The organism is Streptomyces sp. CO7, assembly GCF_053474865.1.
This window is the reverse complement of sequence record NZ_JBRIOU010000043.1, coordinates 1-921: the sequence shown is the minus strand read 5'-3', so window position 1 is coordinate 921 and position 921 is coordinate 1. Positions and strand designations below refer to the sequence as shown.

At 78.7% G+C, this 921-nt stretch carries 1 protein-coding gene; it reads right to left on the bottom strand.

The window, feature by feature from the left end; translation table 11 throughout:
• Window positions 1–21 precede the first annotated feature (21 nt).
• Window positions 22–921: hypothetical protein (locus ACOV8S_RS30990; protein ID WP_448321815.1), on the bottom strand; the 900-nt coding region annotated here is incomplete at its 5' end.

The window sequence follows — 921 nt, the reverse complement described above, 5'->3', positions numbered from 1 at the left end:
GCCCCTGCCCCCGCCGATCGCTCAGGAGGCGGCCACACCGTCCAGCAGCCCCCCGCGGTCCCGGCCGTCCGGGCCGGCCTCCTGGTAGCGGCCCGCCGGCCACAGCACCGTGCCGCCGATGCCCGGGGCCACCACCGCGCCCTCGTCCGAGGCGTCCAGCCACCCGCGCAGCTCCACCGTGCCGGTGGGCGCGGGCAGTCCGGCCAGAGGACGGCTCCCCCCTCCGGGCGCGTACACCTCCAGCACCCCCTCGGGCAGGTCGTCCCCCCCGCCGGACGCCGGGAACACCACGAGCGTCACCGTCCACGCCCGTCCCCTCCGCCCCAGGCTGTCCGACAGCAGTACGTACCGTCGCTCCACGGCGGCCGGCGCCGCGGCGGCGGCGAGGACGAGCCTGAGGTGCGGGAGCCTGCCCCGCACGTGCCGGACGGCGACGGCGATGCCCGAGACGTACAGCAGCAAGAAGAAACATCCCCTGACCACCTCCATCCCGCCGGTCATCCCGACGACCGCGGGCAGCGTGGGCGCCGCCAGGACGCCGAGCCCGAGGCACACGTCGCTCACTCCCGACAGCCGCCGCAGCCCCCGCACACGCCACCAGGGCGCCTGCCGCCAGTCCGCTTCCGGCACGACCGCCCCGGCCGGACCCTGGGGACGGCGTTCGGCGACGGCCGCGAGGCGCGCGTGGGTGAGCGCCGCCGCGTCCCCGCCCGCCGCCCCGCCGGGCGCGACGGCAGGGGGCCGGGGCCCTGCGGCCACCGTCCGCCGCCACCGGCGCCGGTCCAGCCATAGGCGCGCCACCCCGCCGATCGGCGCCGCGACGGCCGCCACGAGGCCCGGGACGCGCAGACCGCCGAAGGAGCCGGCGTCCAGGAACGCCAAGCCGGAGCACGTCACGCCCACCAACAGCACCCACCGGAA